This is a genomic window from Kocuria sp. NPDC057446 (genome assembly GCF_042802875.1).
In the GTDB taxonomy this organism is placed as follows: Bacteria; Actinomycetota; Actinomycetes; order Actinomycetales; family Micrococcaceae; genus Kocuria.
In genome coordinates, this window is the sequence record NZ_JBHVDI010000272.1 from 1 (window position 1) to 2,036 (window position 2,036).

A 2,036-nucleotide genomic window follows, 5' to 3' on the forward strand; every position below is an offset into this window, starting at 1 on the left:
GCCACGCTGGCCGCCGAGAAGGACCTGCGGATATCCGCCGACCATCTGGCCGGGCTGGCGGCGGAGTGCGCCGTCAAGGCCCGCCGCCCTGCCCCTCCCGTGCGTGCGGTGGGCGGCCTGCGGGTCAGTACGCCTTGACGCGCTGCTCCACGATGAGGTGGATCAGGGCGAACCTCCCCTCCTCGTCGATGGCCTGCAGCGCCGATGCCAGGGCGGCGGGGATGTCGGCGTCGGTCTCCACGCGCACCCCGAACCCGCCGAAGGCCTGGGCCATGAGGGCGAAGTCGGGGTTCTTGAGCTGGGTGCCCGAGACCCGGTGCGGGTAGTCGCGCTCCTGGTGGGTGCGGATCGTGCCGTACTCCTGGTTGTCCATCACGATGACCAGCGGGGTGGCCCCGTACTGGGCGGCGGTGGCCAGCTCCTGACCGTTCATCAGGAACTCCCCGTCACCGGCGATGGTCACCACCCGCCGGCCCGGGTAGCGCAGCGAGGCCGCCACGGCGGAGGGCACGGAGTAGCCCATCGAGCCGTTGCGGGCCGAGATCATCGAGGCGTAGCCGCGGGTGGGGAAGTAGCGGTGGGCCCAGTTGGTGTGCTCCCCGGCACCGAAGGTGACCATCGCGTCGTCGGGCAGGTCCGCGACCAGCTCGGCCATCAGGGTGTCCATCCGCGCCGGGCCGGCCCCGGGGGTGGCGGTGGGGGTGGAGAACTCGACCTGCTGGGTCCGCAGCCGGGCGGTCCACTCCTTCCAGACCTCCTTGGCCGGCAGGTCGATGCGCACCAGGTCGCGCACGAACACGTCGGGCTTGGCCACGATCTGGTAGGACACCGGGCCCGAGCGCCCGCGCAGGGACGGGTCGATGGTGACCAGGAAGTTCTTCTTGTCCCAGTCCTGGCGGACCAGGAACCCGTTGGTGATGACGTCGCCGGGGACGGTGCCCACGAAGACCAGCAGATCGGTCTCCTCGAGCATGTCGAAGGTCGGCTGCGGGCGGCCGTAGCCGATCGGGCCCACGTAGGAGTCGGAGTCGAAGGGCACGGTGCCCTGGGTGCGCCACTCGGCGGCGGCCGGCAGGTGGTGCTCCTCCAGCCACGCGGTCAGCCCCTGGGCACCTTCGTGGGTCCAGTCGTTGCCGCCGGTGACGAACAGCGGCTTGTCGGCCGCGGAGAGGGCCTCGCGCAGGGCCTTCCAGTCGTGGACCGTCATCCCGCCGGTGGCCACCGGGATCGGCGGGTGCAGGGTCGCGTCGATCTCGGCCCTGATGATGTCCTCGGGCAGACCCACGACCACGGGGCCGGGGCGGCCGGAGTTGGCGGCGAACATCGCCTCGGCCACGATCTCGGAGGCCCGCTCGGCGTGGTCGAGGACCATCACCCGCTTGGCCCCGGAGTCGAACCAGGCGTGCGGGTCGAACTCCTGGAACGCCTCCTTGTCGCGGTGCTCGAACGGGATGAGCCCCACGAACAGCACCATCGGGGTGGAGTCCTGCCAGGAGGTGTGCAGCCCCACGTGGGCGTTGGCCGCACCGGGGCCGCGGGTCACCATGGCCACCCCGGGCACGGGTCCCATCTTGCCGTCGGCCTCGGCCATGTACGCCGCCCCGCCCTCGTGCCGGCACACGACCGTCTCGATCGGGGAGTGGTGCAGGCCGTCGAGCACGTCCAGGTAGGACTCGCCGGGCACCACATAGGTGCGCTGCACGCCGTGCGCCACGAGCGTGTCCACGATGACGTGGCCCGCGGACTTCCGGTCGGTGGTGGGTGCGGGGGATGCGGGGTCCGCAGTGGTCTGGGTCAACGTGGGTCCTTTTCGCCGTTGAAAATGGAGCGGTGGATCTGGGCAGGCCGGGACCGGCTCGGGGGTCCGGGCCTGGCGCAGTTCATCCGAAAATACCCGATGCGTGCGGCGATCCGTGTCCTGGCGGTCACGGGGGAGTAAAGAAGGACGCACAGCGCCCGCGGTGCGCTGTGCAGCACGTTGTTGCGGAAGTAGCTCAGCAGCACCGCGGTATCGCCGCTGACGCTGAGCACGTCGC

Annotated in this window: 2 protein-coding genes; both read right to left on the minus strand. The window is 71.0% G+C overall.

Going from position 1 to position 2,036, the window contains the following annotated elements:
- Window positions 1-124: 124 nt before the first annotated feature.
- Complete coding sequence (locus tag ACFU0Y_RS17995; protein ID WP_380216312.1) at window positions 125-1,798, minus strand: thiamine pyrophosphate-dependent enzyme; 1,674 nt, start codon at window positions 1,796-1,798, stop codon at window positions 125-127.
- The coding region (locus ACFU0Y_RS18000; protein WP_380216314.1) for a hypothetical protein at window positions 1,795-2,036 on the minus strand (242 nt) is incomplete at its 5' end. The genes ACFU0Y_RS17995 and ACFU0Y_RS18000, both read right to left, overlap by 4 nt.